The following is a 25,033-nucleotide window of genomic DNA, read 5'->3' as shown; positions in this document are numbered from 1 at the left end:
ATTTGTCAAAAGCTGCACTGACCCCTTTGTCTCGCTGATATATGGCCAGACAAAATCTTGGCCACTTGGCATCTCATAGTTTCATAGTTCGAATCTTTTTTCAGGGGGCTGGCGCGACTGCGTTACCGACCCCACATACAAACTATCGCGCCGCCTTTCTCGAGCTTGGCCGCGACTGAGAGCCCTTCATGCTCCCGCTCAGAGGCGGGAATTTTTAAGTGCCTTGCTCCCAGCGTGCTCAGGTCCTCGCCTCTCGAAAATGTCGGTTGACCATCCGTGGGTCGGCTCCCGCCGTCACACGAGCCTTCGTCACGCAGCTCCAGATCAAAGAAAGGTCGATATGGCCAAGGGACAACAACGCGGGAACCGCGAAGCACGCAAGCCGAAGAAGCCGGCCCCTCCGAAGCAGAATGCTTCGAACCCCTCCCTCAAAGGCACGGGACAGGTTCAACCTCCAAGGCAAGCTTGATCACACCTACTCAATTGAAAGGCCGCCCCATGCAGCCCTCCACTAGTCTCTGCCGTACGCAGGAAGCGCGTCAACATGCGCTCGCCCGCACAACTACACTCGACAATGTCAGGTCGGTCGCAACTGCAGCCGCGGCCGCTTGGGCCAAGGAGGGCGTAGCCTCCAAACTTCGCGAAGATCGCAAGCTACGCAGCAGCGCAATCGCGAATATCGCGGCCGAGTTGCAGCCTAGCCTCGATAGTTTGCTGAGCGAAAATCCTGACCGCGGTCAGGCCGACGCGAGGCTTTGATTCGACGGCGACGAAAGGGGGGTGATCATGGAGACCCGACTTCTCATCGCGTATGGCCTGATATTGGCTATGGCGTTGCTAGCAGCCGCAATCGTGGGACATCGGATTTATCACGCGAGGAGGCGCTCGTATCGGCGGCGTCTTCGGACGGAGAACCGTATGAACGGGACACGTCAATCTCCGCCGCGCGATTAACGCTGCGGGTGCGGGATCTCCGGCGACCCTTCTGATGAGCGGTATTTGATTTCGTACGGTGCTCTGCCTTGTATCCCTCAGGTTTGAAAGGCAGTCAGATGGCAGCCAAAGACGTGAAATTTGGCCACGACGCGCGCGAAAGTATTCTGCGCGGTGTCGATATGATTGCAGACGCGGTCAAGGTTACGCTCGGGCCGAAAGGCCGCAATGTCGTTCTCGACAAAGGCTATGGGGCGCCGCGCATCACGAAAGACGGCGTGACCGTCGCCAAGGAAATCGAGCTTAAAGACAGGTTCGAGAATATGGGAGCGCAGATGCTTCGAGCAGTTGCGTCGCGCACCCAGGATCATGTTGGCGATGGCACCACTACAGCGACGGTCCTCGCGCAAGCCATCGTTCGCGAAGGGATGAAATCAGTGTCGGCCGGCGTCGGCCCGATGGATCTCAAACGCGGTATTGATCTTGCCGTGAGTAAGGTCGTTGAGGCACTCCGTACGCGCTCCCGCTCCGTGTCGAGCAACGCCGAAATCGCGCAAGTCGGCATCGTCTCAGCCAATGGCGATGCTGAAATCGGCAATATGATCGCAGCGGCTATGGCCAAGGTTGGCAACGAAGGCGTGATCTCGATTGAGGACGCCCGGGGCACCGAGTTCGAACTCGAGGTGGTCGACGGTATGCAATTCGACCGCGGCTATCTCAGCCCGTATTTTGTTACCAATGCTGAGAAGATGAACATCGAGCTTGTCGATCCTTACATACTCATTCACGAAAAAAAGCTGTCGGATCTACAGGCACTGCTCCCAGTACTGGAGGCCGTGGTCCAGTCGGGTCGACCCCTGCTAATTATCGCCGAGGATGTTGAGGGCGAAACGCTCTCTACGCTAGTTGTAAATCAGTTGCGTGGCGGTCTGAAGGTTGCAGCAGTAAAGTCTCCTGGATTCGGCGATCGCCGAAAAGCGATGCTCGAAGATATTGCCATTGTCACGAAGGCGCAGATTATTTCGGAAGACCTCGGCACCAGGCTCGGCAACGTTACGCTCGATATGCTCGGCACGGCGAAACGTGTCTTGATCGACAAGGACGAGACAACGATCATTGATGGCGCTGGGGAACATGAGGCGATCGTTGCGCGCATTGCGTCAATCAAAGCGCAAATTGAGAATACTGCCAGCGAGTATGATCAGGAAAAGCTGCAGGAGCGCCTTGCCAAGCTTGTAGGCGGCGTGGCCATCATCCGCGTCGGCGCCTCGACCGAGGTAGAGATGCGCGAACGTAAAGACCGCGTCGACGATGCACTTCACGCAACGCGAGCTGCGGTCGAGGAGGGCATCCTTCCGGGTGGCGGTACGGCGTTGCTATACGCTGCCGACGCACTGATCGACATGCAGGGCGCCAATGACGACCAGACCAGCGGAATCCACATTGTTCGTCGCGCGCTCCAGGCGCCATTGCGCCAGATTGTCGAAAATGCCGGCCATCATGGCGGCGTGATCGCTGGCCGCCTGTTGGATGGCAACGATCCTGCAATTGGTTTTAACGCCCAGACTGAAACCTTTGAAAACCTCGTCGAGTCCGGCGTTATCGATCCCACCCTGGTTGTGCGCTCCAGTTTGCAGGACGCGGCGTCGGTTGCTGGCTTGCTGCTCAACACCGAAGCCGCAATTGCAAACGCCGGCTGAGGCGAAAGGCCTTGCCGATGTAACGTTAGCCGCGACCCACCGGAGGAGACTTATTTAAGAGAATCGGCGGCTTTTAGGACGAGTCGCCAAGGCACGGAATGACCGATACTGGGGCGCGAACCCGCCGTCGCTCCGCCTCGAAATTTATGTCTCGCAAGATCGCCCCTTTTGCGCGCCTGTATCGCTCTGGCAAACTTGGCTCTTCTCGGAGGACCCGACCATTAGACTTTGAATGTCGCAGAGCAAGCGTGCCGTGGGGAATAATGTGGGGACGGCGTAAATGTGGGCGCAATATTCCACTTATTTTCAGTTTGTTTGGCCTCTCTGTTCGATGGAAGCCCTGTCCACCACCACCCTCGAAACCGCGTCAATCAGGTTGACGCAGGAACACGCTGTTCCGTTACAGCCGTCGAATCCTGATCAAGTGCCGCCAGATAGGCGTGGATCTGCGCGACCACCGCCGCCCCTTCGCCCACCGCGGCGGCGACGCGCTTGGTCGATCCGCCGCGAACGTCGCCCGCGGCGAAGATGCCGGGGCGACTGGTTTCGAGCGGTGAGCGTACGCCGGCCCCCGCCGCTTCCCCGGTCAGCACGAACCCGCGATTGTCGAGCGCCACGCAGCCGTCGAGCCATCGCGTATTGGGATCGGCGCCGATGAACAGGAAAACGTGACGGAAATCGTGGCGCTTGGTCGCGCCCGACGCGCGATCGGCGAACACGGCACCGGTGACGCCCGTCGCACGCGATCCTTCGATCGCGTCGATCTCGCAGCCGATATGGTATTCGACGTTCGGCAGCGCCTCGATCCTGTCGATCAGGTAGCGCGACATGGTTTGCGCGAGCGGCCGCCGCGCGACCAAGTGCAGGGTGCGCACATAGGGCGCGAGGAACACCACCGCCTGCCCCGCCGAGTTGCCGCCGCCGACCAGCGCGATTTCCTCGCCCTCGCACAATTTGGCTTCGATCGGCGACGCCCAATAGGACACGCCGGAACCCTCCACCTCATCGAAATTGGCAATGTCCGGGCGGCGATATTGCGCGCCCGATGCGACGACGACCGTGCGAGCCCGGACCGACTGGCCGTCGCTGAAATCGAGCGTGAAACCGCCCTGGTCTCCTCCGTCGCCACAATGCAGCCGATCGACCGCCAGCGGGATCGCCAGTTCCGCGCCGAACTTCGTGGCCTGATTGAACGCGCGGCCGGCAAGCGCGAGGCCCGAAATGCCGGTCGGGAAGCCGAGATAATTCTCGATGCGCGACGACGCGCCGGCCTGGCCGCCGAACGCTCGCGTGTCGCAGACGAGCACCGACAGCCCCTCCGACGCCGCATAGACCGCCGTCGCCAGCCCGGCCGGACCAGCCCCCACGACCGCGACGTCATAGACCTTGCCCGCCGGTAGCTCGGGCAGGATGCCGAGGCAGGTCGCGGCTTCGTGATCGGTCGGGTGCTTTAGCACGGTGCCGTTGGGACAGATCATCAGCGGGAGGTCGTCGTCGTGCACGCCGAGGCGCTGGACCAGTTCGCGTCCCTCCGCCTCGCACGTCGCGAGCACCATATGCGGATAGCCGTTGCGCGTGAGGAAGCCCGACAGGCGCACGACGTCGGCGGCGTTGCGCTCGCCGACCAGCACCGACCCGGCGCCGCCGCTCTGCCCCGCCTCGATCAAGGCGACGCGGCGCAGGATGAAGGCGCGCATCATCGTCTCGCCGACATCCGCCGACCCGATGATCAGCGCGCGTAGGTGTGCCGCATCGAACGGCAGCGCCACCGCACCCGCGTCCCCGGCGCGCACCGCGGCAAGCGTGGCATGGCCGCTCAACTGGTTGGTCTCGCCGGTGATCTGGCCGGGCGCATAGCTCGCGATCGTCGCTTCGGCGCCGATCCCGCTCCGCCGGAACGCCGTGACCGATCCATCGAGGATCAGCCAGGCGGGCACGTCGCGCACGCCGAAATCATAGATCAACTCGTTCGGCGCGAATGTCTGTTCCGGCCCGCTCGCGAAGCGCCGCGCGGTCTCGATCTGCGCCGCGGTCAGCACCGGGTAGATTTGATCGTGGCGTTCCGTCGCGTTGGCCATCGTCGTGCTCCACCCCAAGTACGCACCGACTGTGCCCGAAACTGCTCCGCGCCTCAACGACCCAGCGTTGCGGGGACCAGGTCCACCAACGCCGCCAGCCGTTCGTCGAGCACGCCGAGCATCCCGGTCCAGTCGTCGATGCCCTTGAGCGTCCCCGGCCCGTCCGACACGCCGCGCAACCCGATCACCGGCACGCCGAACCGCTGGCACGCGCGCACGACGGCGAAGGTTTCCATATCGACCAGGTCGGCCAGCACGCGATGATAGGCCTCACCCCCCATCACCTCGCCACCGGTCGACAGGGTTGCGCTCGGCACGCCTGGGAGCGGGGTCGGCAGCGCGATCTCGGCGGGATGGTCGCAGAACGGGGTGACGCCCTTTTCGAAACCCAGCCGGGAGGCGTCCATGTCGCGCCACGACACGCTCGATATCTGCCAGGTCGAGCCGATCTGGAGGCGGTGCGACCCCGCCGAACCGAGCGAGACGACCAGGCTGGGCAGATCGCCCGCGTCGGCGCGCGCGCGCAGCGCCAGGGCGGTGCCGATCGCCGATTCGATCGGTCCGACGCCCACCATCACTGGTGTAATCCGGCGGCGCAGCTCGGCGCCGTATTCTTGCTCGGTCGCCATCACGAACATCACGTCCGGCATCATCGTCTCCCAAAACCGGCACAGGCTTACGTTGTGACTATGACGTCTGCTAGACATGGGCGATGGCGCACGCTTTCGCTGACATCGAAGACACCGATCCCGACGCCGACTGGAGCTTGCCCGGCTGGCTCTACACCGACCCCGAATATTTCGGCGTCGAGATGGAGCGCGTGATTCGTCCCTCGTGGCAGATCGTGTGCCACGAAAGCCAGATCGCGCGCTCCGGCGATTTCCACACGATCGATTATCTGGGCGAGAGCGTCATCGTCGCGCGCGGCGACGACGGTCAGGTGCGCGGCTTCACCAACGTGTGCCGCCACCGCGCGATGCGGCTGGTCGAGGGGCCGGCGGGGTGCGCCAGGAAGCTCGTCTGCCCGTATCATGCCTGGACCTACGCGACCGACGGGCGGCTGACCGGCGTGCCGATGAAGGGCGACTATCCGGCGTTGCGGCTCGAGGAGAACGGCCTGTCGCCGATCGATGTCGAACTATGGCGCGGCTTCGTGTTCGTCCGGCTGGAGGGCGACGGGCCATCGGTCGCGGCGATGATGGCGCCGTACGAGCACGAGATCGCACCCTATCGGTTCGAGGAAATGCGTTGCATCTCCCCGGTTCGCGAGCGGCCGCGCGCGGTCAACTGGAAGAATGTCGGCGACAATTATTCGGACAACCTCCACATCCCGGTCGCGCATGACGGGCTGACCAGGCTGTTCGGCAAATCCTATGCGATCGAGGCGCAGCCGTGGGTCGACAAGATGTCGGGCCAGATCGTCGATCGCGCTTCCGACAATCCGTGGGAGCGCTTCTACCAGAAGCACCTGCCGCTCGTGGATCACTTGCCCGAAGAGAACCAGCGGCTGTGGCTGTATTACAAGCTCTGGCCGAACATGGCGTTCGACCTCTACGCCGACCAGATCGATTTCATGCAATGGCTGCCGACCGGGCCGACGACGTGCGTGCTGCGCGAAATGGCCTTCGCGCTGCCGGATGGCCGCCGCGAGATGAAGCTGGTGCGCTACGCCAATTGGCGGATCAACCGCGTGGTCAATGCCGAGGATACGTGGCTGATCGAGCGCGTCCAGCAGGGCATGGCAAGCCGCAGCTACGCCGTAGGCCCGATCGGCGCGAGCGAAGTGTGCCTGCGCAGTTTCGCCAAGAAGATACGCTGCCTCATCCCCGAAGCGCGCCAGCATCGCGCACCCGCTCCGGGGTGGAGCCGTCGACCGCATCCCGTCTGAGCGTCATCCCCGCGAAAGCGGGGATCCATTCGCGCGACGTAGCGGATAATAACTAGCGGTGGCGGCAATTGATTCCCGCCTTCGCGGGAATGACGGAACTGGTGAATGACGAAACGATACGACGCCCTCATCATCGGCGGGGGACATAATGGTTTGGTCTGCGCTTTCTACCTCGCGCGTGCGGGGCTGAAGGTGCGCATCCTCGAACGCCGCGACGTGATCGGCGGCGCGGCGGTGACCGAGGAATTCCATCCCGGCTTCCGTAACTCCACCGCGAGCTACACGGTCAGCCTGCTGCGCCCCAAGGTGATCGCCGACATGCGGCTGCACGAGCGCGGTTGGCGGATCGTCGAGCGGACGATCAGCAACTTCTTCCCGCATGAGGACGGCTATCTCAAGCTCGGCGGCGGCGCTGCGCGGACGCAGGCGGAGTTCGCGCGATTCAGCCAGAAGGATGCCGATACCTTCCCGCGCTACGAGGAAGCGCTGGAGCGCGTCGCCGAAGTGCTGCGCAACATGGCGCTCAAGACCCCGCCCAACGCGGGCGGTGGGCTGCGGGCGCTGCTCGCCGCGGCTGTGCAGGGCAAACGGCTCGCGGGGATGGACCTCGAAGCGCAGCGCGACGTCATGGACCTGTTCGTCAAGTCGGCGCGCGACTTCCTGGAGGGGTGGTACGAGAACGAGTTCGTCCAGGCGGCGTTTGGGTTCGACGCGGTGGTCGGCAATTATGCCAGTCCCGACACGCCGGGCAGCGCCTATGTCCTGCTCCACCACGTCTTCGGAGAGATCAACGGCAAGAAGGGCATGTGGGGTCACAGCGTCGGCGGCATGGGCGCGATCACACGCTACATGGCCGAGGCCTGCATTGACCTGGGCGTCGAGATCAGCCTGGAAACGCCGGTCGCCAAGGTGCTGGTGGATGGCGGAAAAGCGGTCGGCGTGAAGCTGGAAAGCGGCGAGGAGATTGCGGCCGACACGGTGATCGCCAATGCCGGCCCGGCTTTGGTGTTCCGCCAGCTGGTCGATCGCGCCGACCTGCCTGCCGATTTCGCGCACCGCATCGACCGCTTCAAGACCGGCTCAGGCACGTTCCGGATGAACGTCGCGCTGTCCGAACTGCCCGACTTCACGGTGCTGCCGGGCAAGGACAAGGCCGAGCATCACACCGCCGGGATCATCATTGCCCCGACGCTCGATTACATGGACCGCGCCTATACCGACGCGAAGGCGCAGGGCTGGTCCAAGCAGCCGATCGTCGAGATGAAGATCCCCAGCACGGTCGACGACAGCCTGGCGCCACCGGGACAGCACGTCGCCAGCCTGTTCTGCCAGCAATTCGATCCGGCGGCCGATTGGGACGCGCATCGCGAAAAGGTGGCCGACCTGATCATCGACACCGTCACGCACCACGCCCCCAATTTCAAGGCGGCGGTGATCGCGCGTCAGATCCTCTCGCCGCTCGACCTCGAGCGTAAGTTCGGGCTGATCGGCGGCGACATCTTCCATGGGCACATGAGCCTCGACCAGCTCTGGGCGGCGCGACCGATGTTGGGCCATGGCGACTATCGCAGCCCGATCAGGGGACTCTATATGTGCGGATCGGGCACACACCCGGGCGGCGGTGTTACCGGCGCGCCGGGGCACAATGCGGCGCACGAAATCTTGCGCGATCGTTCCCTATTCGGCCGGCTGTTCGGCTGACGCGGTTGCACGGCGCGTCATTGCATAGAGCGGCAACGCGATCGCCATCAGCGCAATGCTGAGCAACGCCGCCTCGGTGCCCGACCCGACCACCATCGCGAGCGAGAAGAGCAGGGAGAGCAACGCCAGCACCGGCCGCACCCGCGCCTTGATCGCGGCGAGTCCGGCAAAGGCGTAGATCCACAGTCCCGAGGCCGCCGTCAGCCGCAGCATGAAATCCATCAATGCGGCGCCGCTGCGATACGATCCGATCAGCAACAGTGCGCAGGTGAGCACCGACCCGAGCACCAACGGCAGCGTCGCGATGTCCCTCGCGTTGGTCTTGCCGAACCAGGACGGCAGCTGGCCCGCCCGCGCGAGGCCGAGCGGTATCTCGCTTTGAAGCAACACCCAGACGTTAAGGCACCCGACGGTGGAGATCACCGCGAACGCTGCGACGAAATCGCCCGCCCAACGCCCCCAATGCCATTCGATGAACAACGCGACCGGGGCGTTCGATGCCGACAATTCGGCAGCCGGAACGGTGAACGTGATCGCGGTGCAGACGACCAGATAAAGCAGGCAGGACAGGACGATCCCGGTCATCGTCGCGCGCATGACATTGCGTTCGGGATCGCGGATGCGTTCGGCCGCGATGCTCGCCGATTCGAACCCGATGATCGCGACCATCGTCAGCGCGGTGGCGGACAGGAGCGGCGCGAAGGCGACTGGCGCGTGCGGCGTGGCGGTGAACGCGGCGTGGTCGCCCAGCGCCATCATCCCGGCGATCAGGACGACCGCGAACAGCGGCAACAGCTTCAGCGCGGTCGTCACGACCTGGAACCGGCCGGAACTCTTTAGGCCGCTCAAATTGAGCAGCGTCAGCGCAACCATCAGCAGCGTCGCGGTCATCGCCTGACGCAGCGGCGTCGCCGCCAACCCCGGCATGATCTGGCCCGCATAGCGCGCCGAGGTCAGCGCGATATAGGCATTCGCACACCAATAACTGACCCACGCGCCCCACCCGACCAGCACGCCTGCAATCGGCCCTAGTTCTAGTCCGATCACCGCCACGAGTCCCGGTGCTTGCGGACGCGACGCCGTCAGCGTGGCCAGCACCCGGCCGATAATCAGCGCGCCGGCGCCACCTGCGACCCAAGCCAGCGCGCCGCTCCAGCCATAAGCGGCGAACGATCCCGGTACGACATAGATGCCCGCACCGATCACCCCGCCGATCACGAACGCCACCGCCGTCCAGAACCCGAACGGCCGTTGCTCGACTGTCTCCATCCCCGCTCTCCCCAGAGCCCGCGCACACCAGAGCACATCAGGCGGTTGCGCGCCAGCGTTACGCGCGGCACGATGCCCCATGCCCAGCCAGTCCCCCGATGCCCGTCGCGGCATGATCGCCCGCGCCACGCTGATCGTGCTGCTTATCGCGCTCGGACTGTGGATCGTATCCGGCTTCCTGCCGGCCTTGATCTGGGCGATCGTGATCGCGGTGGCGATCGATCCGTTGGTCGAAAGGGCAGAAGCGCGGTTCCCGACGACATCGCGCAGCCTGATCGCGCTGCTGTTCACGCTCGCCTTTGCGCTGGTCGTACTGGTCCCGATCGGGTTCGCCGTCGCGCAGGGCGCACGCGAGTCGCACGATATTTTCGCCTGGATCGCCGACGCGCGCCACCATGGCGTGCCCCCGCCGGCCTGGATCGCGACCTTGCCGTTCGGCAGCGTCGAACTGACCGGCTGGTGGCGCGACCATTTCGCTGATCCGGTGACCGCGACGGCCTATCTCGACGGGCTTCAGCACACGTTGATCGCGACCAACGGAACGTTGATCGGCAAGGGCATCGCGCACCGGTCGGTGATTTTCGGGTTTACGGTGCTGGCGCTGTTCTTTTTGGTGCGGGACCGCGACGCTTTCATCGCCCAGTGCCGCAGCGCGAGCGCCAAGATGCTGGGTCCGACCGGCGAGCGGATCGGCAAGCAGGCCTTGCTGTCGGTGCGTGGCACGATCGACGGGCTGGTGCTGGTCGGACTGGGGGTCGGCGCGGTGATGGCTGTGGTCTATTTCGTGTTTGGCGTGCCGCACCCGGTCCTGCTCGGCCTGTTCACGGCGCTGGCCGCGATGATCCCGTTCGGACCGGTGGTCGCCTTCGCGCTCGCCGCGTTGCTGCTCCTCGCGCAAGGCTCGCCCGGAGCCGCGATTGCGGTTGCCGTCATCGGCTTCGCGGTCGAATTCATCGCGGGCCATTTCATCCGCCCTGCGCTGATCGGCAGCGCGACCCGGTTGCCGTTCCTGTGGGTGCTGATCGGGATTCTCGGTGGGGTAGAAACGCTGGGGCTGCTCGGCCTGTTCGTCGGGCCGGCGACGATGGCGGTGCTGGTGATGCTGTGGCGCGAGCTGGTCGAGCACGAGCCGGGTCCAGTGGCTTGAACCGCGCGCCGGGAGGCGTAGAGGACGCGGCATGACCGACTATCCGAGCAAACTGGGCCTCTACATCGACGGCGAATGGATCAGCGGCGGCGGGCGCGATACCCACCGCTTGCTCAACCCCGCGACCGGCGCGGGACAGGCCGACCTGCCGCTGGCGACCATTGCCGATCTCGATCGCGCGCTGGAAGCCACCGAACGCGGGTTCGCCGAATGGCGCAAGGTAGCACCCGAAGCGCGCGCGGCGATCCTCAACAAGGCGGCGGCGTTGATCCGCGAACGCGCCGATCACATCGCGCGCGTGGCAACGATGGAGCAGGGCAAGACGCTCGCCGAAGCCAAGGGCGAAGTGATCGCCAGCGCCGGCCTGATCGAGTTCCACGCCGCCGAGGGCCAGCGCGTTTATGGCCGCGTGCTGATGCGCGCGGCGGGGATGCGCAGCATGGTGCTGCACCAGCCGGTCGGCCCGGTCGCGGCGTTCTGCGCGTGGAATTTCCCGGCACTCAACGTCGTGCGCAAGGTCGCCCCCGCCATCGCTGCGGGCTGTTCGATCATCCTCAAGCCGAGCGAGGAAACGCCCGGCAGCGCGGTCGAGGTGATGCGCTGTTTCCAGGACGCCGGCCTGCCCGGTAATGTCGCGCAGATCGTGTTCGGCGTGCCCGACCAGATTTCGCGCCACCTGCTCGCCTCGCCGGTTACGAAGAAGCTCAGCTTCACCGGATCGGTCCCGGTCGGCAAGGCGCTGATGAAGCTCGCCGCCGACAGCGTGATGCGGATGACGATGGAACTGGGCGGGCATTCGCCCGTGCTGGTGTTCGACGATTGCGATCTGGAAAAGACGCTCGATACGCTGGTCGCACACAAGTTTCGCAACGCCGGCCAAGTCTGCGTGTCGCCGACGCGGTTCCACGTGCAGGAAGGCATTTACGAGCGGTTCGTTCAGGGCTTCGCCGAGCGGGCGCGCAAGCTCAACATCGGCGACGGCCTCGACTCTGCGAGCAATATGGGTCCGATGGCGAACCCGCGCCGCCCCGACGCGATCGCCGCGATGGTCGACGATGCACGCAGCATCGGCGCGCGCGTGCTGACGGGCGGCGAACCCGGCACCGGCGGCGGCTTTTTCTATCAACCGACCGTCATTGCCGACGTCCCGCTCGAGGCCAGGGCGATGAACGACGAGCCGTTCGGTCCGGTCGCGCTGATCCGTCCGTTCGCGACCGACGAAGACGCCATCGCTGAGGCGAACCGCCTGCCCTACGGCCTCGCCGCCTATTGCTTCACGGAGAACGGGCGGCGGCAGAATGTGCTGAGCGAAACCGTCGAATCGGGGATGGTCGCGATCAATCAGGTGCGCCTGACCTGGCCCGACGCGCCGTTCGGCGGGGTCAAGGAATCGGGATTCGGATCCGAGGACGGCCCGGAAGGCATTCTCGCGCATACGATCACCAAGGCGGTACACATCGCCTGATCGCCACGGGGTTGCCAAATATTCCGTGCTCCTGCGAAGGCAGGAGCCTAGGGTCGTGACGCGCTTCGCTGCCCTGGGCTCCTGCCTTCGCAGGAGCACGGCCTCGTTCTGATCGGTGATCCTATTTCTATGTCCACGCCCCGCACCGCCGCCCGCATTCTGGTCGATCAACTCGTCGCGCAGGGCGTCGACCGCGCCACCTGCGTGCCGGGCGAGAGCTATCTGCAAGTGCTCGACGCGCTGATCGGGTCGGGCATCGACCTGCTGACGTGCCGCGCCGAAGGTGGCGCTGCGATGATGGCGGAGGCGTACGGCAAGCTGACCGGGCGACCCGGCATCTGTTTCGTGACGCGCGGGCCGGGCGCGACCAACGCCAGTCCGGGGCTGCATATCGCGGTGCAGGATTCGACGCCGCTGATCCTGTTCGTCGGCCAGATCGAGCGCGGGATGCGCGACCGGGAGGCGTTTCAGGAACTCGATTACCGCGCGACGTTCGGCGCGCTGGCCAAATGGGTAGTCGAGATCGACGACGCCGATCGTATCCCGGAAATCGTCGCTCGCGCATTCCGTGTCGCGATGCAGGGGCGGCCCGGCCCGGTGGTGATCGCGCTGCCCGAGGATATGCTGAACGACGTGGCCGACGTGGCGGACGAGCCGCGCGTCGAGCCGGTCGAACCTTGCCCTTCTCCCGACGACATCGCCGCGCTGGCCGATTTGCTCGATGCCGCCGAGCGTCCGATCGCCATCGTCGGCGGGTCGCGCTGGACCGCCGAATCGCGCGACGCGATGGTGATGTTCTCGCACATTTACGACTTGCCGGTCGCGGCGCAGTTCCGTCGCGCGCACCTGTTCCCGGCGACCGACGACTTCTTCATCGGTGACCTCGGTCTTGCGCCCAATCCGAAGCTGATCGACCGCGTCAAGGCCGCCGACCTGATCCTGCTGATCGGCGGACGGATGTCGGAGATCGCGTCGCAGTCCTATACATTGCTCGACATTCCGAACGGCGCGCAGAAGATCGTCCATATCCATCCCGACCCGATGGAACTCGGCCGCGTGTACCAGCCAACACTGGCGATCAATGCGACGCCGGGCACGTTCCTGACCGCCGCTTATGGCATGCAGGTGCGCAGTGGGCGCAGCGTGGAGGATGCGCGCGGCGACTATCTCGCCTGGTCCGATGCGCCGCCGCCCGTGCCGGGCGACTTCCAATATGGCGAGGTCATGCTGTGGCTGCGCGATCGGCTCCCGCCCGACGCGGTGATCTGTAACGGCGCGGGCAATTTCGCGAGCTGGATCCACCGTTACTACCGTTTCCGCGATTTCGGCACGCAGCTCGCGCCGACCAGCGGGTCGATGGGCTATGGCCTGCCCGCCGGCGTCATGGCCAAGCGCCAGAAGCCCGCCAGCATCGTCCTGACGATCGCCGGCGACGGCGACTTCCTGATGAACGGCCAGGAATTCGCGACCGCAGTGCATCACGGCATCCCGCTGATCGTCGCGGTGATCGACAACGGCATCTATGGCACGATCCGGATGCATCAGGAGCGCAATTTCCCCGGCCGCATTTCCGCGACCACGCTGACCAACCCCGATTTCGCCGCACTCGCCCGCGCTTATGGCGGGCATGGCGAGACGGTGACGACGACCGCCGAGTTCGCCCCCGCATTCGAACGCGCGCTGGCGAGCGGCAAGCCCGCGATCCTGCATTGCCTGCTCGACCCGCAGGCGATCACGCCGACCGCGACGCTCGACGGAATCAGGGCGGCGGCGGAGAAGAAGTAGCGGCGTGGCAAAAGCCACGCCCTCGGTCGGCGCATCGGCGCCGCCGTCCGATCGTTCGCAAGTCACGAATTTGCGCAGCTAGTCCGCTGCGAAAGCTGGAGCGGGTAACGGGAATCGAACCCGTGTATTCAGCTTGGAAGGCTGCTGCACTACCATTGTGCTATACCCGCGCTGGCCGGGGCGTCTAACCGCGCCCGGCGATCCGCGCAAGCTGAACTACTTCGTCCCCGGCGGCAGGATCTTGGTTCCCTTCGGCATCCGCGTCTTGGTCTGTGGCGTCCCGCTGACGGTAAAGATGCCGCCGGGCTGGAGCGTGACATAGTAGTCGCCGGTGTCGCTGCAGGTCACCAGCCACGCGCGCTTGCCATTGTCGCGCGGGCGCTCGGTAACCTTGGTAATTTCGTCGCACTGATAATCGGCGTCGTAGATCGCGCGGAAGAAGGCGGTCTTGCGCTGGCCATCGTTGAGCGCGTCGATCTTCGCCTCCATCGGGTCGACGGTCGCGGCTGCAGCGGGCGCGGCGTTGTTCCCGCCGGACGGCGTCCCACCGCCCCCGCACCCCGCCAGCATCGCGCCGAGCGCCACCAAGGCCAAACCGGTCCGCATCATCACTCTCCTCTCTTGTCCGAACGCACGAGCCGTCATTCAGATGCCGTCCGCGATCACGGTGCGCCCCTCCGCCTCCAGCCGCGAGGTCAAATCGGCGATAGTCGCGTCGACCGAGGCCGCGTCAGGACTGCGCACGACGAAGTTCGCGCCGACCCGCCCTTCGCGGAAGAACGGATAGCTGCCGATCGCGACGCCTTCATGCGCGCGCTCGGTTTCGCCGAGCAGGTCGGCGACCTCGCTTTCGGGCACCCAGCACCCGATCGTGCGGCTAACCACGGGCCGTCCGCCCTCCAGCGTCCCCGTCAGCGCATCGAGCATCCCGGCGGTGATGTGCGGCACGCCCGCCATGATGAAGATGTTGCCGATCCTGATACCCGGCGCGCCCGACAGCCGGTTGGGGATCAGGTCCGCCCCCGCCGGCACGCGCGCCATGCGGAGCTGCGCCTCGGTCGTGCCGCCCCTGCTGGCGTAGTAACGTTCGAGCACCGCCACCGCGTCCGGGTGATGCAACACGCCCACGCCGAGCGCCGCCGCGATCGCATCGACGGTGATGTCGTCGTGCGTCGGCCCGATCCCGCCGGTCGTGAACAGATAGTCGTTGCGCGCGCGCAAGGCGTTGACCGCCTCGACGATCGCAGCTTCGACATCGGGAACGACGCGCACCTCGGCCAGCCGGATGCCCTGGACATTGAGCCACACCGCAATTTGCGCGACGTTCTTGTCCTGCGTGCGGCCCGACAGGATCTCGTCGCCGATCACGACTAAGGCAGCTGTCCAGATCCTCTCGCTCATACAGATACCGATAGCCTCGCAAATTCGCGCCGTCACCGCTATATGGCCCGTCATGACCGAATACATGACAGTGACCAACGACGCTCCGCTGGCGCGCAACGGCGCGATCAAGCTCTATGGCCGCGACGCGTTCGACGGCATGCACAAGGCCGGGCGGCTGGCCGCCGAGACGCTCGACATGCTCGTGCCGCATGTCATTCCGGGCGTGACGACGGGCGAGTTGGACGATCTGATCCGCAACTTCATGGTCGCGGGCGGCGCGGTGCCGGCGACCTTGGGCTATCGCGGCTACACGCATTCGAGCTGCATCTCGATCAACCATGTCGTGTGCCACGGTATTCCGGGCGAGCGCACGCTGAAGGATGGCGACATCGTCAATATCGACGTAACCCCGTTGCTCGACGGCTGGCACGGCGACACCAGCCGGATGTATCTGGTCGGCGACGTGCCGATCAAGGCGCGGCGGCTGGTTGACGTGACATACGAATGCCTGATGCTCGGGATCGAGCAGGCGAAGCCCGGCAACACGATGGGCGACGTCGCGCATGCGATCCAGCGCCATGCCGAGGCCCACCGTTATGGCGTCGTCCGCGATTTCTGCGGCCACGGCGTCGGCCGACTGTTCCACGACGCGCCGGAAGTGGTGCATGTCGGCCGTCCGGGGACGGGGCCGGAGCTGAAGCCGGGGATGATCTTCACGATCGAGCCGATGATCAATATCGGCAAGCCCGACGTGAAACTGCTCGACGACGGCTGGACCGCGGTGACGCGCGACCGGTCGCTGTCGGCGCAGTTCGAGCATTCGATCGGCATCACCGAGGACGGGTGCGAGATATTTACGGGGTCGCCTGGGGGATTTGATCGACCGCCTTATTGATTTGGTGACGTTCCTACAGGCGAGAATCGGTCGCCTTCACATTTAACAATAATTGCGGGAGGGCGGATGGTCTTCGCGATAATATTGCAATGGGCAGCTACGATCGCTGGCCTCGGATCGGCGATCGTTTGGGGTTGTTCTGGATATGCGGGATTATCTTACGATCGCTACAAGGCGAAGCAGATCAAAGCTGCGCAGAAAAAAGTGTGACGCCAAATCTCAGCGCCGTCGTGTTGAACGGAACGGTTATGGGGTCTGGAAATCCGGCCTTTTTAAATGCCATCGCAGCATTGCTCGCTGCAGCAGCGGTTCTATCACAAACGATGCTTCCTTGGGTTCAGGCAACGGTCGCGCCCTGTTCTACCAGCTACCCGTCGAGATCGCACGAAGTTGATCGATAATTCATGTCGAATGAGGCCAAACTCCTTACTCTACCCTTGCCGCCTCGACCTCCTTCTGCCGTCGCACGAACGGATACGCCAACTGTTTCCAATAGCCGTTCGGCACCTTTTCCGGCACACCATAGCCGCTCGGCCATTTGCCCTTCGGGAAATAGAAGGTCCCGAACAATTTATCCCATAGCGGGAAGTGGATCGCGAAATTGACGTCGATCGCTTCCTTCTCGATCCCGTGGTGCCAATGGTGAAACCGTGGCGTCACCATGACGTGGCCGAAGCGGTCGAAATCGCCCTTCAGGTTGGCGTGGACCAGCCCCGAATAGACGTACACCAGCGCCACATACGCCTGCATCACCGAGGGCAGGAAGCCGAACGTCAGCAGCGGCAGCGAGGTCACGCCGCGCAGCAGGATGATCTCGACGAAGTGCATCCGCGCGCCGGCCAGCCAGTCCATCGCCTTCGCCGAATGGTGGACCGCGTGGAACCCCCACAGGAACGGGAAGCGGTGGAATGCGCGGTGGAACCAATATTGCGCGAGGTCGGTCAGGATCATCGCTTCGACGAACTGCAGCAGCCAGGGTTGGCCGCCGATCGCGGCGCGAATGCTCGCGAGGTTCGTGGTGTTGGCGTTGATGATGCTCGACGGCGCAAGCGCGAGATAGGTGAAGACCTGCACCAGCATCGAGCTGATGAGATAGTAGAACAGGTCCTCGCGCCATTCGATACGGAACAGACGCTGGTCGCGGTTGTGCGGCCAGAAGCGCTCGATCGGGGCGAAGATCAGGCCGGCCGCGATCAGGTTCACGACGAAGAAATCGACCCCGAAGAAGATACCCCAATCGTGCGTTTCACGCGGCGAGACGTTTGCGCCGCCCAGCAATGCGGCGGCGATGCCGATGATCAATGCGGTGAAGCCGATCGCCTTTTTCCGCCGCAGCAACAGGCTGAGCAGTGCCAGTGCGTAGCCCGCGAGCAGGATGATGTGAATGAGCGGGCGGAACCAGTTGGTCTGCTCGGCCGCCTTGAGTTCGGGCATCGAGAACCAGTCGGGATAGCGAAGCGCGACGACCAGCCCGAACCCTGCGCACGCCAGTAACAGGCCGAAGAACCCCGCGAACCAGCCGCTGCCGAACCGCCGCGCCGACACCGGCGCTTCGAGATCGTCGATGAAATGCTGAAATGGCGATGCCATACCGGTTCCGTTCCCCCCGCTGCAGACGCGGTTACGCTATCACGCTGAAATGACGCGCGCCATGGCGCGGGTCGGCTGCTCCGCGAACGGGCAACCGAATTCGTGCTGCCTAATTGCTGGGCATTTGCTAGGCTCGAGCGACTCCTCTGCGCGGCCACGGCCCTCTGCGCGGGGAAGCTGGCACGCTTCGTGTAACGCGCGCTGGAAGCCGTACACAGGGCATACCGGGGGCGTTTCGCGTGAAGAAGATCGAGGCGATCATCAAGCCGTTCAAGCTGGATGAAGTGAAGGAGGCGCTGCACGAAGTCGGCGTCAGCGGCATTACTGTGACAGAAGCCAAGGGGTTCGGTCGCCAGAAGGGGCATACCGAACTGTATCGCGGCGCCGAATATGTCGTCGATTTCCTGCCCAAGGTTAAGCTGGAAGTGGTGGTCGAGGACGCATTGGCCGAACGCGTGGTCGAGGCGATCGCGGCCGCCGCGCAGACCGGACGGATCGGCGACGGCAAGATCTTCGTCATCCCGGTCGATACGGTGCTCCGCATCCGTACCGGCGAACGCGACGAGGCGGCAGTGTAAGGGATTTGACGCAGCGCAGCATAATGTGACAGCAACACGCTCGCACGAGCAACATGATTCTCCCCAACGGCGGGGAAACGCATCAACACGAAAGGGCTAGGGGCAATGGCGACGTCGGCACACGATATCCTGAAGAAGATCAAAGAAGAGGAGATCGAGTGGGTCGACCTGCGCTTCACCGATCCCAAGGGCAAGTGGCAGCACCTGACAATGGTGTCGTCGGTGGTCGGCGAGGACGAACTGACCGACGGCTTCATGTTCGACGGATCGTCGATCGAAGGCTGGAAGGCGATCAACGAGTCGGACATGATCCTGAAGCCCGACCTCGACGCGGTCTATATCGATCCATTCTCGGCCACACCGATGCTGATCCTGGTATGCGATATCGTCGAGCCATCGACCGGCGAACTTTACGCCCGCGATCCTCGCTCGACCGCCAAGCGCGCCGAGGCATACCTCAAGACCACGGGTATCGGCGACACGGTCTATATCGGCCCGGAAGCCGAATTCTTCATGTTCGACAACGTCCAGTTCGACACCAGCTACAACCAGTCGTTCTACAAGATCGACGACATCGAACTTCCGACCAATACCGGCACCAGCTATGACGGCGGCAATCTAGGTCACCGGCCGCGCGCAAAGGGCGGTTACTTCCCCGTGGCGCCGGTTGACAGCGCCGTCGACATTCGCGGCGAAATGGTTTCGACGATGCTGGAAATGGGCCTGCCGTGCGACAAGCATCATCATGAGGTTGCAGCGGCGCAGCACGAACTCGGCCTGACATTCGGCACGATGACGGTCACCGCCGACCGCATGCAGATCTACAAATATGTCGTGCACCAGGTCGCGAACGCCTATGGCAAGTCGGCAACCTTCATGCCCAAGCCGATCAAGGAAGATAACGGGTCGGGCATGCACACCCACCTTTCGATCTGGAAAGGCAAGGAGCCGTTGTTCGCCGGAAACGGCTATGCCGGTCTGAGCGAGATGTGTCTGTATTTCATCGGCGGCATCATCAAACACGCCAAGGCGATCAACGCCTTTTCCAACCCGACCACCAACAGCTACAAGCGGCTGGTGCCGGGCTATGAAGCGCCGGTGCTGCTCGCTTACTCCGCGCGCAACCGGTCAGCTTCGTGCCGCATTCCGTACGGCACCGGCCCCAAGGCGAAGCGCGTCGAAGTGCGCTTCCCCGACGCGATGGCCAATCCGTATCTGTGCTACGCGGCATTGTTCATGGCGGGCCTGGACGGCATCCAGAACAAGATTCATCCCGGCGAGGCGATGGACAAGAACCTTTATGACCTGCCCCCGGCCGAACTGGCCGAGGTGCCGACCGTGTGCGGTTCGCTGCGCGAGGCGCTTGATAGCCTGGAGGCCGATCACGACTTCCTGCTAAAGGGCGACGTGTTCTCGAAGGATCAGATCGAAGCCTATATCGAAATCAAGCGCGGCGACGTCGCTCGGTTCGAGATGACGCCGAGCCCAGTCGAATTCGACATGTATTATAGCGCGTAACCCTGAGGGAACGCCGCTGGCGCGAGCGATGACCCTCTCAATGCGGCTTTGCCGCGACTGACTTGGAAAAAGGGGCATCCGGCGCAATCCGGGTGCCCCTTTTCTTGCCGTGCAACGGAAATCCCTATCGAATGTTCATCTTGAGTGAATGATCGCCAGCCAAGGCGACACTAGGGGAAGTCCGATGCGCAGTCTGTCCTATCTGACCTTGCCCGTATTGCTCGCGATCGGCGGCTGCGGCGATGGCGGCGGAACGACGCCGACGCCAACCCCGACCAACACCGCCCCTACGTTCACCTCCGCCGCGACCGCGAGCGTCGTGGAAAATACCGCGCTTACTTATCAGGCGGCCGCGACCGATGCCGAGGCCAATGCGATCACCTATTCGATTTCGGGCGGCGCAGACGCCGGCAAGTTCACGCTCAGCGGCACGGGCGCGTTGAGCTTCAACAGCGCCCCCAATTTCGACCTGCCGGGCGACGCCAATGGCGACAATGTCTATGAGGTCCAGCTCCGCGCCAGCGACGGCAGCCTGACGTCGACGCTCGACCTGCGCGTCACCGTCAGCAACAGCCGCGAAGGGATCGAGGTGCGCCGCATCGCGACCGGGCTGAACCAGCCGATGATGCTCGCGCCCATCCCTGGCGATAATGCGACGATGTTCCTGATCGAACGCGGTGGGAACGTCTATCGCTTCACCACGGCAACCGGGGCAAAGACGCTCATTACCACGGTCCCCGGCGTCACCACCGACGGCGAGCGCGGGTTGCTAGGCATCGCGGCGCGGCCCGATTTCGCAACCACCGGCGGTTTCGTCGTCTATGCGACCGACACGACGGGCGCGATCCGTATCATCCAATATACGGTGAACCCGGCGAGCTTCGCCGTCACCGGATCGACGACGCTGCTGACCGTCCCGCACCCGACCAACAGCAACCATAATGGCGGCTGGCTGGGGTTCGGTCCGGATGGGCTGCTCTATATCGCGACGGGCGACGGCGGGGGATCAGGCGATCCGGCGGGGAATGCGCAGAACACCAATTCGCGTCTCGGCAAGATGCTGCGCGTCGCGGTCAGCGCCGCGGGCGTGGTAACGGTCCCGGCGGGCAACCCGTTCGCGGGCGGCGGCGGCGACCCCTATGTCTATGCGCTTGGCCTGCGCAACCCGTTCCGCAATGCGTTCGACGGCAATCGCCTGATCATCGCCGATGTCGGCGAAGGCCGCACCGAGGAGATCGACCTGCTCGGAATCACCGATCCGGGGCGCAATTTCGGGTGGAACTTCAAGGAAGGCACCGCAACCTTCCAGGGGACGCCGCCCGCCGGGCTGAGCGACCCGGTCAGCCAGTACGCCCACGGCTCCGGCCCCCGCCAAGGCAATGCGATCATCGGTGGGCTAGTCTATAACGGGCCGATCGCTTCGCTGAAGGGGTCGTATGTATTTGCCGACGAAGTCAGCGGAAATTTGTGGACCGTGCCCGCGGCGTCCCTTGTCGCCGGATCGATGCTCGCTTCGTCAAGCTACGAGCGGCGAAACGCGGATTTCGCGCCGGACGCAGGGACGATCAACATGATCGTCGATTTCGCAGCGGATAATGCGGGCAACCTCTATATCGTCGATCTCGATGGCGACATCTTCGTGGCGGAGCCGTTCCTGGGCAGTCTTTGACGCGCTGCCGTTCCGCATGGGTTCAATGCGACGAGCCGCGCGATGCGGCATTGCAGCACCCGGCGCATAAGCGTAGGCGGCGCGCCGATGCGTGTCGTGTTAAAGCGCTGGTTGCCGGACCGCCGTCGCGCCACCTCGTTCGCGCTGGCGCTAGCGGTCGAGATTGCGCTGATCATAATCCTACTGTTCTTCGGCCCGCGCGTGACGACCGAACCGAAGGCCGAACGTCCCGACACGTTCACGCTGATTCCGCCCGACGACAGCGTCTCGACCGAGCCGGATCGCACCAAGAAGGCGGATAATTCAGCGAAGCCGAAAAGCGCCTCCGCCCCGCCCGCGCCGCTCCCACCCGACGTCGCGCCGCCACCCAAGGCCACCGCGCCGCCGACACCGCTGCCCGGCGTGACGCCGCTCAACCTGGGCAATTTCGACATCAGCAAGATCAAAGGATCGGGCCAGGGCGAGGATGCCGGCCAAGGAGAGGACAGCAAGCTGGCCTATGGCCCCGGCCTGGGTCCGGGCGGCATGCCGCTCTATCGCGCCGAATGGTATCGCGAGCCGACCAATGCCGAACTCAACGGCTATGTGAAGAAGTTGCCGGAGGGCAGCGGCTGGGCGCTGATCGCGTGCCGGACGGTCGAGAATTACCATGTCGACAATTGCCGATCGATCGGCGAATCGCCGCTCGGATCGGGCCTTGGCCGCGACATGCGGCTGGCGGCGTGGCAATTCCTGGTCCGCCCGCCCCGCCGCGGCGGCAAGCCGCTGATCGGATCGTGGGTGAGCATCCGAATCGACTTCCACGTCACTGTGGCGAAGCGGCCCGCCGGACCGAAGCTGCCGTTCGACGACGGGCCAAAAGTCGGTCCCGAAGACCCTGCCGATAGCGGTCAGCAATAATCGCTAAGGCAGCAAGACCGTCGCGCCCTCGGTCTTCCCCGCCTCCAGCGCGCAGTGGGCGTCGGCGACGTCTTCCAGCGCGAAGGTCTGGCCGATTTCGGGCTTGATCGCGCCTTGGCGCAACATCGCGAAGACGCGGTCGAATCCCGCCTTCCGGTCCTCCGGCGTGGCGTAGTAATGGAACATTGTCGGCCGCGAGACGAACAGAGATCCGTGGCTGGCCAGCGTCCCCAGATTGACGCCCGTCACCGGCCCGCTGGCATTGCCGTAGCTAACGATCATTCCGCGCGGTGTGGCGCTCGCCAGCGAAGCTTCCCAGGTATCCTTGCCGACGCCGTCGAGAATCACTGGCACGCCCGCGCCGCCGGTTATTTGCTTTACGCGCGCGGCGATGTCCTCCTTCTTGTATTCGATCACATGATGCGCGCCCGCCCGCCGTGCGCGCTCGGCCTTGTCGGGCGAGCCGACCGTGCCGATCACCGTCGCGCCGATCGCCTTGAGCCAGCCGACCGCGAGATGGCCAACGCCGCCCGCCGCGGCATGGACCAGCACGGTCTGGCCAGCCTGTACTTTCGCGCAGCGTTCGATCAGGAATTCGGTTGTGCCGCCCTTGAGCAGGATCGCCGCAGCGGTCCGATCGTCGATGTCGTCAGGCAGCGGGATCAGCATCGTTGCGGGCACGATGCGCGCTGTCGCATAGCTGCCGATCGGACCAAACGTGCCGACGCGGTCTCCGATCTGGACTCCCGCGACGCCGGGACCGATCGCCTCGACCACGCCTGTCCCCTCGCCGCCCAGCCCGCTCGGCAGCTTGAGCGGGTAGAGTCCGTTGCGCTGATAGATTTCAATGAAGTTCAGCCCGACCGCGGTCGCCTTGATCCGCACCTCACCGGGACCGGGATCGGGCAGATCGACGTCGATCCACTCGATTACTTCCGGCCCGCCATGTTCTCTGATCCGTGCGACGCGCGCCATGTACCGTTCTCCCGTTGCGATAAGCCTCAACTGGGGAGTCGCGTTTCGGGTTGCAACCTAGTTCACGCCGCGCCATCTACGCTTCCGCATACCCGGTATTCCAAAATGAGCGGAGGCGAGGATGAAGAGCTACCTGAAGCAGTATATCGACGGCGTTTGGGTCGATAGCGAGGGCGGCAAGCGCCACGAGGTCATCGATCCTTCGACGGAACTGCCGGTCAGCGAGATCACCCTCGGCACCGCCGCCGATGTCGACAAGGCGGTCGCCGCCGCGAAGAAGGCGTTCAAGACCTACAGCCAGACCTCGGTCGCCGACCGCATCGCGCTGCTCGAACGGATCATCGAGGAATACAAGGCGCGCATCCCCGACCTAGCCGCCGCGACCAGCGAGGAAATGGGCGCACCGATCGGCTTCGCGACCATGGCGCAGGCGCCCGCCGGTCTCGGCTATTTCATCGGCACGCTCTCCGCGCTGAAGGAGTTCAGCTTTTCGGAGCAGGTCGGCAAGAACCGTGTCGTTCACGAACCGATCGGCGTGGTCGGGATGATCACGCCGTGGAACTGGCCGCTCAACCAGATCTGCGCGAAGGTCGCGCCGGCGCTGGCGGCGGGAAATACGATGATCCTCAAGCCCTCCGAGGAAGCGCCCGGCAATGCGGTGATCCTGGCAGAGATTCTCGACAAGGCGGGCGTGCCCGCGGGCGTCTTCAACCTGGTCAATGGCGACGGGCCGGGCGTGGGCGCGGCGATCAGCGGCCACAAGGACGTCGACATGGTGAGCTTCACCGGATCGACTCGCGCGGGCGTCGCCGTGGCTCAGGCGGCCGCCCCGACCGTCAAGCGCGTGCACCAGGAGCTGGGCGGCAAGGCGCCGAACCTGGTGCTGAAGGGCGCCGATCTGCCCACCGTGCTGCCGCCGACGATCGCCGGCGTGCTGGCGAACAGCGGGCAAAGCTGCATCGCGCCGACGCGTTTGCTCGTCCATGACAGCCAGATCGCCGATGCGACCGCCGTCGTAAAGGGCATCATGGAAGCGACTCCGGTCGACGCCGCCAGTGTGATGGGCGCGCATATCGGTCCGGTCGTCAACAAGGCGCAGTACGAGAAGATCCAGGGTCTGATCCAGTCAGCCATCGACGAGGGCGCGACGCTGGTGACAGGCGGTCCCGGGCGGCCCGACGGGCGCAACGCGGGCTTCTTCGTCAAGCCGACCCTGCTCGCCGACGTCACGCCCGACATGCGCATCTATCGCGAGGAGACGTTCGGCCCGGTCGCGACGATTACGCGCTATACCGACAATGACGATCCGATCGAGATGGCCAACGACACCGATTACGGGCTGTCGGCGACGATTTCGGGCGACCCGGCGGAAGCGACGAAAGTCGCGCCGCACCTGCGCGCGGGGCTGGTCACGATCAACGCCTGGTCGGGCGGCGGGGGCACGCCGTTCGGCGGCTACAAGCAGTCGGGCAATGGACGTGAGGGCGGCAAATACGGCCTGGCCGACTTCATGGAATTGAAGACCATCGTGGGCGAGCCAGCCTGAGGCAGACGCGGCG

At 64.5% G+C, this 25,033-nt stretch carries 20 protein-coding genes and 1 tRNA gene; 13 read left to right on the top strand and 8 right to left on the bottom strand.

Features of this window, described 5'->3' with window-relative positions; translation table 11 throughout:
* The first annotated feature begins 1,052 nt into the window (after positions 1-1,052).
* The gene (gene groL / locus J0J06_RS00305; RefSeq protein WP_294039366.1) at positions 1,053-2,633 is read left to right on the top strand and encodes a chaperonin GroEL; all 1,581 of its coding nucleotides are present in this window, start codon (positions 1,053-1,055) and stop codon (positions 2,631-2,633) included.
* 371 nt (positions 2,634-3,004) lie between these two features.
* Here groL and J0J06_RS00300 read toward each other — a convergent pair whose 3' ends face one another.
* The gene (locus tag J0J06_RS00300) at positions 3,005-4,711 is read right to left on the bottom strand and encodes an FAD-dependent oxidoreductase (RefSeq protein WP_294039365.1); all 1,707 of its coding nucleotides are present in this window, start codon (positions 4,709-4,711) and stop codon (positions 3,005-3,007) included.
* 53 nt (positions 4,712-4,764) lie between these two features.
* Complete coding sequence (locus tag J0J06_RS00295) at positions 4,765-5,364, bottom strand: 5'-methylthioadenosine/S-adenosylhomocysteine nucleosidase (protein WP_294039364.1); 600 nt, start codon at positions 5,362-5,364, stop codon at positions 4,765-4,767.
* Positions 5,365-5,423: 59 nt separating this feature from the next.
* Between J0J06_RS00295 and J0J06_RS00290 the strand changes: the two genes are divergently transcribed.
* Positions 5,424-6,599 carry an aromatic ring-hydroxylating dioxygenase subunit alpha gene (locus J0J06_RS00290; RefSeq protein ID WP_294039363.1) on the top strand — a complete coding sequence of 392 codons (1,176 nt, stop codon included), beginning with the start codon at positions 5,424-5,426 and terminating at the stop codon, positions 6,597-6,599.
* 105 nt (positions 6,600-6,704) lie between these two features.
* Positions 6,705-8,300, top strand: a complete 1,596-nt coding sequence (locus tag J0J06_RS00285) for an NAD(P)/FAD-dependent oxidoreductase (RefSeq protein ID WP_294039362.1) — start codon at positions 6,705-6,707, stop codon at positions 8,298-8,300.
* Here J0J06_RS00285 and J0J06_RS00280 read toward each other — a convergent pair.
* Positions 8,277-9,569 (bottom strand): amino acid permease, encoded by a 1,293-nt coding sequence (locus tag J0J06_RS00280; RefSeq protein ID WP_294039361.1) that lies wholly within the window; start codon positions 9,567-9,569, stop codon positions 8,277-8,279. The genes J0J06_RS00285 and J0J06_RS00280 overlap by 24 nt on opposite strands.
* 79 nt (positions 9,570-9,648) lie before the next feature.
* Between J0J06_RS00280 and J0J06_RS00275 the strand changes: the two genes are divergently transcribed.
* The 3 genes from J0J06_RS00275 to J0J06_RS00265 all read left to right on the top strand — a co-directional run bounded on the left by J0J06_RS00275 (position 9,649) and on the right by J0J06_RS00265 (position 13,966).
* Complete coding sequence (locus tag J0J06_RS00275) at positions 9,649-10,716, top strand: AI-2E family transporter (RefSeq protein ID WP_294039360.1); 1,068 nt, start codon at positions 9,649-9,651, stop codon at positions 10,714-10,716.
* A 31-nt stretch (positions 10,717-10,747) separates the two neighbouring features.
* A complete protein-coding gene (locus tag J0J06_RS00270) occupies positions 10,748-12,181 on the top strand; it encodes an NAD-dependent succinate-semialdehyde dehydrogenase (protein WP_294039359.1) in 1,434 nt (477 codons plus the stop codon).
* Positions 12,182-12,310: 129 nt separating this feature from the next.
* Positions 12,311-13,966, top strand: coding sequence for a thiamine pyrophosphate-binding protein (locus J0J06_RS00265; RefSeq protein ID WP_294039358.1), 1,656 nt, complete (start codon positions 12,311-12,313; stop codon positions 13,964-13,966).
* Positions 13,967-14,062: 96 nt separating this feature from the next.
* On the opposite strand, the gene J0J06_RS00260 is transcribed toward J0J06_RS00265, so the two are convergent.
* The 3 genes from J0J06_RS00260 to J0J06_RS00250 form a co-directional block, all read right to left on the bottom strand.
* Positions 14,063-14,136 (bottom strand) — tRNA-Gly (locus J0J06_RS00260).
* 46 nt (positions 14,137-14,182) lie between these two features.
* Positions 14,183-14,575, bottom strand: a complete 393-nt coding sequence (locus tag J0J06_RS00255) for a hypothetical protein (RefSeq protein ID WP_294039357.1) — start codon at positions 14,573-14,575, stop codon at positions 14,183-14,185.
* Positions 14,576-14,611: 36 nt separating this feature from the next.
* Positions 14,612-15,367 carry a molybdopterin-binding protein gene (locus tag J0J06_RS00250; RefSeq protein WP_294039356.1) on the bottom strand — a complete coding sequence of 252 codons (756 nt, stop codon included), beginning with the start codon at positions 15,365-15,367 and terminating at the stop codon, positions 14,612-14,614.
* A gap of 52 nt (positions 15,368-15,419) precedes the next feature.
* On the opposite strand from J0J06_RS00250, the gene map reads away from it, so the two are divergent.
* Complete coding sequence (gene map / locus J0J06_RS00245; protein WP_294039355.1) at positions 15,420-16,244, top strand: type I methionyl aminopeptidase; 825 nt, start codon at positions 15,420-15,422, stop codon at positions 16,242-16,244.
* An 89-nt stretch (positions 16,245-16,333) separates the two neighbouring features.
* Complete coding sequence (locus J0J06_RS00240) at positions 16,334-16,645, top strand: hypothetical protein (RefSeq protein WP_294039354.1); 312 nt, start codon at positions 16,334-16,336, stop codon at positions 16,643-16,645.
* Positions 16,646-16,670: 25 nt separating this feature from the next.
* Here the strand turns inward: J0J06_RS00240 and J0J06_RS00235 are convergent, their stop codons facing one another.
* Positions 16,671-17,834, bottom strand: coding sequence for a sterol desaturase family protein (locus tag J0J06_RS00235; RefSeq protein WP_294039353.1), 1,164 nt, complete (start codon positions 17,832-17,834; stop codon positions 16,671-16,673).
* A gap of 239 nt (positions 17,835-18,073) precedes the next feature.
* Between J0J06_RS00235 and J0J06_RS00230 the strand changes: the two genes are divergently transcribed.
* The 4 genes from J0J06_RS00230 (at position 18,074) to J0J06_RS00215 (ending at position 22,499) form a co-directional block, all read left to right on the top strand.
* Positions 18,074-18,412, top strand: coding sequence for a P-II family nitrogen regulator (locus J0J06_RS00230; RefSeq protein ID WP_294039352.1), 339 nt, complete (start codon positions 18,074-18,076; stop codon positions 18,410-18,412).
* Positions 18,413-18,517: 105 nt separating this feature from the next.
* On the top strand, positions 18,518-19,930 hold the full coding sequence (gene glnA / locus J0J06_RS00225) for a type I glutamate--ammonia ligase (protein ID WP_294039351.1): 1,413 nt from the start codon (positions 18,518-18,520) through the stop codon (positions 19,928-19,930).
* 184 nt (positions 19,931-20,114) lie between these two features.
* Complete coding sequence (locus J0J06_RS00220) at positions 20,115-21,599, top strand: PQQ-dependent sugar dehydrogenase (protein WP_294039350.1); 1,485 nt, start codon at positions 20,115-20,117, stop codon at positions 21,597-21,599.
* Between the two features lie 87 nt (positions 21,600-21,686).
* Positions 21,687-22,499 (top strand): hypothetical protein, encoded by an 813-nt coding sequence (locus J0J06_RS00215; RefSeq protein WP_294039349.1) that lies wholly within the window; start codon positions 21,687-21,689, stop codon positions 22,497-22,499.
* Positions 22,500-22,502: 3 nt separating this feature from the next.
* Here the strand turns inward: J0J06_RS00215 and J0J06_RS00210 are convergent, their stop codons facing one another.
* Positions 22,503-23,474 carry a quinone oxidoreductase gene (locus J0J06_RS00210; RefSeq protein ID WP_294039348.1) on the bottom strand — a complete coding sequence of 324 codons (972 nt, stop codon included), beginning with the start codon at positions 23,472-23,474 and terminating at the stop codon, positions 22,503-22,505.
* A gap of 121 nt (positions 23,475-23,595) precedes the next feature.
* Between J0J06_RS00210 and J0J06_RS00205 the strand changes: the two genes are divergently transcribed.
* Entirely contained in the window at positions 23,596-25,020 is a 1,425-nt protein-coding gene (locus tag J0J06_RS00205) for an aldehyde dehydrogenase family protein (RefSeq protein ID WP_294039347.1), read from the top strand.
* The last annotated feature ends 13 nt before the right edge of the window (positions 25,021-25,033 follow it).

The sequence above is a fragment of the Sphingomonas sp. genome (genome assembly GCF_017304615.1).
Lineage (GTDB): Bacteria > Pseudomonadota > Alphaproteobacteria > Sphingomonadales > Sphingomonadaceae > Sphingomonas.
The sequence above is the reverse complement of the archived record's forward strand: the minus strand, read 5'-3'. Positions and strand labels throughout refer to the sequence as shown.